Genomic DNA, 7,195 nt, shown 5'->3' on the forward strand with positions numbered 1-7,195 from the left:
AGGAGCTACGCCGACGAGCGCGCCCGCAACGTCGCCAACGCCTTGTCGGCGTGCGAGTTGAAGTTAAACTCGCTGCCGATCACGTCGAGCACCTTGCGATCGGTGTCGATCACGAACGTCGTGCGCTTGACCGGCATCAGCTTGCCGAGCAGGCCGCGCTTGACTCCGAACTGCGCCGCGACGCTCCCGTCGGTGTCGGACAGCAACGGGTAGTCGAAGCTGTTCATGCCGGCGAACTTGGCCTGCTTGTCCACCGCGTCGATGCTGATACCCACGCGTTGCGCACCCACCGCCGCGAACTCCTCTGCTACATCGCGGAAGTGGCACGCCTCGCGCGTACAGCCCGGCGTCATCGCCGCGGGGTAGAAGAACAACACGACCGGGCCGTCGGCCAGCAGGGTGCTCAGCTTGCGTGGCGTTCCGTTCTGGTCGGGAAGCTCGAAGTCAGGCGCGATGTCACCGGTTTTCATGGGCGTCACGCTACGCCGGGGGTGACTGCGGCGCCGGAGAAGATGCCTTGGAAGATAGAGGGATGCCCGCCGACCTCGCCACCACCTCGCGCGAGGACTTCCGCGTGCTTGCCGCCGAGCATCGGGTTGTCCCGGTGACACGCAAGGTATTGGCCGACGCCGAGACTCCACTGTCGGCGTACCGCAAGCTGGCCGCCAACCGGCCGGGCACCTTCCTGCTGGAGTCGGCCGAAAACGGGCGCTCCTGGTCGCGGTGGTCGTTCATCGGCGCCGGCGCGCCATCGGCACTGACCGTGCGCGACGGACAGGCGGCGTGGCTCGGCACCGTGCCGCAGGATGCGCCCAACGGCGGCGACCCGCTAAAGGCGCTACAAGACACCTTGGGCCTGCTGGCCACCGCGGCGCTGCCGGATCTTCCGCCGCTGTCGGGCGGCATGGTCGGCTTCTTCGCCTACGACCTGGTGCGTCGGCTGGAGCGGCTGCCCGAACTGACGAAAGACGACCTGAACCTGCCCGACATGCTGTTGCTTCTGGCCACCGACCTGGCAGCCGTTGACCACCACGAGGGCACCATCACGCTGATTGCCAACGCGGTGAATTGGAACGGCACCGACGAGCGGGTCGACGAGGCTTACGACGACGCAGTCGCCCGGCTGGACGTGATGACCACGGCGCTAAGCCAGCCGCTGCCGTCGACCGTGGCGACCTTCAGCCGTCCCGAACCCAAGCACCGCGCCCAGCGCACTGTGGAGGAATACGGTGCGATCGTCGAGCGGCTGGTCCACGAAATCGAGCGCGGCGAAGCGTTTCAGGTGGTGCCGTCGCAGCGTTTCGAGATGGACACCGACGTCGAACCGATCGACGTCTACCGCATGTTGCGGGTGTCGAACCCGAGCCCGTACATGTATCTGTTGCACGTTCCGAATGATGCTGGGGGAACGGCTTTTTCGATTGTCGGTTCCAGCCCGGAGGCGCTGGTCACCGTGCACGACCAGTGGGCTACGACGCATCCGATCGCCGGCACGCGGTGGCGCGGCCAGACCGATGAGGAAGACGTCTTGCTGGAAAAGGAGCTGCTGCACGACGAGAAGGAGCGCGCCGAGCATCTGATGCTGGTGGACTTGGGCCGCAACGATCTCGGCCGGGTCTGCGTGCCGGGTACGGTGCGCGTCGAGGATTACAGCCACATCGAGCGCTACAGCCACGTCATGCATTTGGTGTCCACGGTGACCGGGATGCTCGCCGAGGGGCGCACCGCACTGGACGCGGTGACGGCGTGTTTCCCGGCGGGCACCCTGTCCGGCGCGCCGAAAGTGCGGGCGATGGAGCTGATCGAAGAGGTGGAATTGACCCGGCGCGGCCTCTACGGCGGCGTGATCGGCTACCTCGACTTCGCCGGCAACGCCGATTTCGCCATCGCCATCCGCACCGCTTTGATGCGCGACGGCACCGCCTACGTGCAGGCCGGCGGCGGGGTAGTGGCCGACTCCAACGGCCCCTACGAGCACACCGAGGCGACCAACAAGGCCCGCGCGGTGCTGGGCGCGATCGCCGCTGCCGAGACCCTGTCCGCCCCGGAAACCCATGGTTAAGCGGCGGCTCGCGCAAGCGGTGTTGGTCATTGCCGCGGTCGGGCTATGGGCCGCATCCCGGTTGCCGTGGGTCGCGATCCAGTCGTTCGATGGGCTGGGTCAGCCGAAGACCGTCACCCTCTCCGGCGCGTCGTGGTCGACGGCGCTGCTACCGCTGGCGATATTGCTGCTGGCCGCGGCCGTCGCAGTGGTGGCGGTGCGCGGCTGGCCGCTGCGCCTGCTGGCGGTTCTGGTGGCTGGCGCGAGCCTGGCAATCGGGTATCTGGCCATCAGCCTGTGGGTGGTCCGGGACGTCGCGGCCCGAGGGGCTGACCTGGCGCACGTGTCGCTGCTGACGCTGGTCGGGAGCCAGCGCTATCACACGGGCGCCGCGATCGCCCTCGCGGCCGCGGTTTGCACACTGGCCGGCGCCGTCCTGCTGATGCGATCCGCCGCGTCGGGAGGCGCCACCAAATACGTCGCACCCGCCGCTCGACGGTCCCAAGCGCAGCGCGAAGACGGCGCCATGTCGGAGCGGATGATCTGGGATGCGCTCGACGAAGGCCGCGATCCAACAGATCGATCACAATCCGAGTCCGACACCGAGGGTCGGTGACGAACCGCGCGCCGACGGTCGCTACCCTTCGATGGACATCGTCAAATTGACGGTCAAGGCGGGGTCAGAAGGGGAAGGACCGGCAAGGATGAGTTCGGCAACCGTGCTCGACTCCATCATCGAGGGAGTTCGCGCCGACGTTGCCGCCCGTGAAGCCGTCGTTCCACTGGCCGAGGTGAAGGCCGCCGCCGAGGCGATGCCGCCGCCGCTCGATGTGATGGCGGCACTGCGCGAGCCCGGAATTGGCGTCGTCGCCGAAGTCAAGCGAGCCAGCCCGTCGGCGGGCCGGCTGGCGTCGATTTCCGACCCGGCCAAACTGGCCCGCGCCTACGAAGACGGCGGCGCGCGCATCATCAGCGTGGTCACCGAGCAACGGCGTTTCAACGGCACACTCGACGATCTCGACTCGGTGCGCGCGGCGGTCAGTGTGCCGGTGTTGCGCAAAGACTTTGTGGTGGGGCCGTATCAGATCCACGAGGCGCGCGCGCACGGCGCCGACATGCTGCTGCTGATCGTCGCGGCGCTCGATCAGCCGGTGCTGGAGTCGATGTTGGAGCGCATCGAGTCGCTTGGCATGACCGCTCTGGTCGAGGTGCACACCGAAGAAGAAGCCGACCGGGCCCTGAAAGCGGGAGCGCGGGTCATCGGCGTCAACGCCCGCGATCTGAAGACGCTGAAAGTCGACCGGGATTGCTTCGCGCGCATTGCACCTGGGCTTCCGACCGACGTGATCAGGATCGCCGAATCCGGGGTGCGTGGGACCGCGGATCTGCTCGCCTACGCCGGAGCCGGCGCTGACGCGGTGCTGGTCGGTGAGGGTCTGGTCACCAGCGGTGATCCTCGCGCGGCCGTCGCCGACCTTGTCACCGCGGGGAGGCATCCGTCTTGTCCGAAGCCAGCCCGCTAGATTCGTCGCGCGGCGACCCGCTGCGCCCGGCTCCGCCGCGCTTGCGATCGCCGCTAGGCGTGCACAGTTCGGAACTTCCACGTTCCAGCGCTGCCATCGCCGAACCGACCAGCCACGACCCCGATTCGTGTGGCCACTTCGGGGTGTATGGCGGCCGCTTCGTCGCCGAGGCGCTGATGGCGGTGATCGAAGAGGTCACCACCGCCTACGACAAGATCCGCACCGACCAGGGTTTCCTGGACACCCTCGACACGTTGCAGGCCCGCTACACAGGTCGGCCATCCCCGTTGTACGAGGCGGCGCGACTGCGCGAGCACGCGGGTGGAGCGCGCATCTTCCTCAAGCGAGAAGACTTGAACCACACCGGTTCTCACAAGATCAACAATGTGTTGGGTCAGGCGTTGCTGGCCCGGCAGATGGGCAAGACGCGGGTGATCGCCGAGACCGGCGCCGGCCAGCACGGGGTGGCCACCGCCACGGCCTGCGCGCTGCTGGGACTGGACTGCGTCATCTACATGGGTGCCGTCGACACCGCGCGGCAGGCGCTCAACGTGGCCCGCATGCAGCTCCTCGGCGCCGAGGTGATCTCCGTCGAGTCCGGTTCGAAAACGCTCAAAGACGCGATCAACGAGGCGTTCCGGGATTGGGTCACCAACGCCGACAACACCTACTACTGCTTCGGCACGGCGGCCGGACCGCATCCGTTCCCGACGATGGTGCGCGACTTTCAGCGGGTCATCGGGCTCGAGACCCGGGTGCAGATCCAGGATCAGGCGGGGCGGCTACCCGACGCGGTTACCGCGTGCATCGGCGGCGGGTCCAACGCCATCGGGATATTCCATGCTTTCCTCGATGATCCCGGGGTTCGGCTGGTCGGATTCGAGGCAGCCGGCGACGGCATCGAAACCGGCCGGCATGCAGCGACATTCAGCGGCGGTTCACCCGGCGCATTCCAGGGCTCGTTCTCGTATCTGCTGCAGGACGAAGACGGCCAGACCATCGAGTCACACTCGATTTCGGCCGGACTGGACTATCCCGGTGTGGGCCCGGAGCATGCCTGGCTAAAAGAGACCGGACGTGCCGAATACCGGCCGATCACCGACGCCGAAGCGATGGATGCGTTCCGCCTGCTGTGCCGTACAGAGGGCATCATCCCGGCCATCGAGTCGGCGCACGCGGTGGCCGGCGCCCTGCAGCTCGGTGTCGAGATGGGCGGCGGCGCAGTCATTGTCGTGAACTTGTCGGGGCGTGGCGACAAGGACGTCGAAACTGCGGCGAAGTGGTTCGGTCTCCTCGACGACAAGGACCGCTCGTGATCGTGAAGCAGAGCGAAACAAGCCGGCTGGCAGACCTTTTCAGCTCGTGCAGGCAGGACAACCGTGCGGCCTTGATCGGTTACCTGCCGACTGGATACCCAGATGTGCCCACCTCGGTGATTGCGATGACTGCACTCGTCGAATCCGGTTGTGACCTCATCGAAGTCGGCATCCCGTATTCGGACCCGGGGATGGACGGGCCGACGATCGCCACCGCGTCGGAGGCCGCGCTTCGCGGTGGTGTGCGCGTCCGTGACACCCTCGCCGCCGTCGAGGCGATCAGCGCGGCCGGTGGCCGCGCCGTCGTGATGACCTACTGGAACCCTGTGCTGCACTACGGAGTTGACGCGTTCGCGCGAGACCTCGCCGCGGCCGGTGGGCACGGCCTGATCACGCCAGACCTCATTCCCGACGAGGCCGAGGAATGGCTGACTGCCTCCGACAAGCACCGGCTGGACCGCATTTTTCTGGTCGCGCCGTCATCGACGCCGGAGCGTTTGGCGGGGACGGTCGAGGCGTCACGCGGGTTCGTCTACGCCGCATCGATCATGGGCGTCACCGGTGCGCGTGACGTGGTGTCACAGGCAGCGCCGGAACTGGTGCGCCGGATTCGGGCAGTTTCCGACATACCGGTCGGGGTTGGCCTGGGTGTGCGTTCGCGCGAGCAGGCGGCGCAGATCGCCGACTACGCCGACGGCGTCATCGTCGGCTCGGCGCTGGTGTCGACGCTGGCCGACGGCATCCCTGCGCTGCGCGCACTCACCGAAGAACTCGCCGCCGGTGTGCGGCAAAGGATTTCCTCGCCATGACGACGACTGTGCTTGCATACTTTCCCAGTCCGCCACGGGGGGTGTGGCACCTCGGGCCTGTCCCGATCCGTGCCTACGCGTTGTTCATCATCATCGGCATCGTTGTCGCGCTGGTGATCGGTGATCGCCGCTGGGAGGCACGCGGAGGCGAACGGGGAGTCATCTACGACATCGCGCTGTGGGCCGTGCCGTTCGGTTTGGTCGGCGGGCGTCTGTATCACCTGGCCACCGATTGGCGACTTTATTTCGGTGAGGGCGGCGCGGGGCCGGGTGCGGCGCTGCGAATCTGGGACGGCGGCTTGGGGATCTGGGGTGCGGTCGCCCTCGGCGGTGTCGGTGCATGGCTCGGCTGCCGCCGTCGCGGGATCCCGCTTCCCGCCTTCGGCGACGCGATAGCGCCCGGAATCGTGCTGGCGCAGGGGATCGGTCGGCTCGGGAACTACTTCAATCAAGAGCTTTACGGCCGAGAAACCACGCTGCCGTGGGGATTAAAAATCTTCGTCCGGCGGGACTCGGCCGGATTTCAGGACGACCTCAACGGCGTCTCGACCGGAGTGCTGGATAAGGTTGTGCAGCCCACGTTTCTGTATGAATTGCTTTGGAACGTCCTGGTATTCGTCGTGCTGATCTGGCTGGATCGGCGCTTCAAGATCGGACACGGCCGGCTGTTCGCGCTGTACGTCGCCGGCTACTGCGTCGGGCGATTCTGCATCGAGTTGCTGCGCGACGACGCCGCCACCCACATTGCCGGAATCCGAATCAACTCCTTCACATCGACTTTCGTCTTCATCGGCGCGGTGGTCTACCTCATCCTGGCGCCCAAGGGTCGTGAAGATCCGGCCACCCTCGGCGGGACGGCTGCCGGCGAACTCGAACCGGAACCAGCGCCGGAGCTCGCTGCGGTCGGTGCGGTGTCCGCGGCAGATGAAGTCACAACGGCGGCAGCGCCCGTCGAAGCGGCGCCGACCGCCGAGGCCGACGCGGTCGCCGAGCCAGCGACGACGGCCGAGGAGATCGCCGAGGCGGAAACCGAGGCCGTCCCGGCAGAGGCCGAGGTTGCGCCTGCGCCTGAGCCGGAAGCGGAAGTGGCAGAGGCCGAACCAGCGCCGGCCGAGATTGAGCCGGAAGAGTCGGCGGAGGAAGCCGAGGAACCCGAGGCAGAGGTGGCTGACGCCGAGGGACCCGAGCCAGAGGTTGCTAAGGTCGAGGAACCGGAAGTAGAGGCGCCCGAGGCTGAGCCGGGCGAGCCGGAGGCTGTGGGGGAGGAGCCCGCCGCGGAAGAAGCGGCTGAGGCCGAACCGGAAGAGCCGGAGGTTCAGGAGCCCGAAGCGGCGGCGCCTGAGGCTGAGCCCGAAGAGGCCGAGCCCGAAGAGGCTGAGGCACCGGAGGCTGCGGCGGAGGAAGAGCCTGAGGAACCCGAAGCCGAAGAGACTAAGTGGTCTGGGTCGGAATTTCGGTGACGTATTTGCGTGTGGCGTTTAGGCGGCTGGCGTCAGCTGAGCGTTC

At 67.2% G+C, this 7,195-nt stretch carries 7 protein-coding genes; 6 read left to right on the forward strand and 1 reads right to left on the reverse strand.

Annotation, left to right across the window (positions count from 1 at the left end):
* Positions 1 to 5: 5 nt before the first annotated feature.
* Positions 6 to 470: a peroxiredoxin gene (locus AWB95_RS02055; protein WP_062539102.1), complete on the reverse strand. Its 465-nt coding sequence runs from the start codon at positions 468 to 470 to the stop codon at positions 6 to 8.
* A 62-nt stretch (positions 471 to 532) separates the two neighbouring features.
* On the opposite strand from AWB95_RS02055, the gene AWB95_RS02060 reads away from it, so the two are divergent.
* The 6 genes from AWB95_RS02060 to AWB95_RS02085 all read left to right on the forward strand — a co-directional run bounded on the left by AWB95_RS02060 (position 533) and on the right by AWB95_RS02085 (position 7,149).
* The gene (locus AWB95_RS02060) at positions 533 to 2,062 is read left to right on the forward strand and encodes an anthranilate synthase component I (RefSeq protein WP_062539101.1); all 1,530 of its coding nucleotides are present in this window, start codon (positions 533 to 535) and stop codon (positions 2,060 to 2,062) included.
* Entirely contained in the window at positions 2,055 to 2,657 is a 603-nt protein-coding gene (locus AWB95_RS02065; RefSeq protein ID WP_062539100.1) for a TIGR02234 family membrane protein, read from the forward strand. Before AWB95_RS02060 ends, AWB95_RS02065 begins: the two co-directional genes overlap by 8 nt.
* A gap of 88 nt (positions 2,658 to 2,745) precedes the next feature.
* Positions 2,746 to 3,564 (forward strand): indole-3-glycerol phosphate synthase TrpC, encoded by an 819-nt coding sequence (trpC, locus tag AWB95_RS02070; protein ID WP_062539108.1) that lies wholly within the window; start codon positions 2,746 to 2,748, stop codon positions 3,562 to 3,564.
* A 59-nt stretch (positions 3,565 to 3,623) separates the two neighbouring features.
* Positions 3,624 to 4,880: a tryptophan synthase subunit beta gene (gene trpB, locus AWB95_RS02075; protein ID WP_062539107.1), complete on the forward strand. Its 1,257-nt coding sequence runs from the start codon at positions 3,624 to 3,626 to the stop codon at positions 4,878 to 4,880.
* Complete coding sequence (trpA, locus tag AWB95_RS02080; protein ID WP_062539099.1) at positions 4,844 to 5,689, forward strand: tryptophan synthase subunit alpha; 846 nt, start codon at positions 4,844 to 4,846, stop codon at positions 5,687 to 5,689. The genes trpB and trpA overlap by 37 nt, the downstream gene beginning before the upstream one ends.
* Entirely contained in the window at positions 5,686 to 7,149 is a 1,464-nt protein-coding gene (locus tag AWB95_RS02085; protein WP_062539098.1) for a prolipoprotein diacylglyceryl transferase, read from the forward strand. The genes trpA and AWB95_RS02085 overlap by 4 nt, the downstream gene beginning before the upstream one ends.
* Positions 7,150 to 7,195 lie beyond the last annotated feature (46 nt).

This window comes from Mycobacterium celatum (assembly GCF_002101595.1).
Lineage (GTDB): Bacteria > Actinomycetota > Actinomycetes > Mycobacteriales > Mycobacteriaceae > Mycobacterium > Mycobacterium celatum.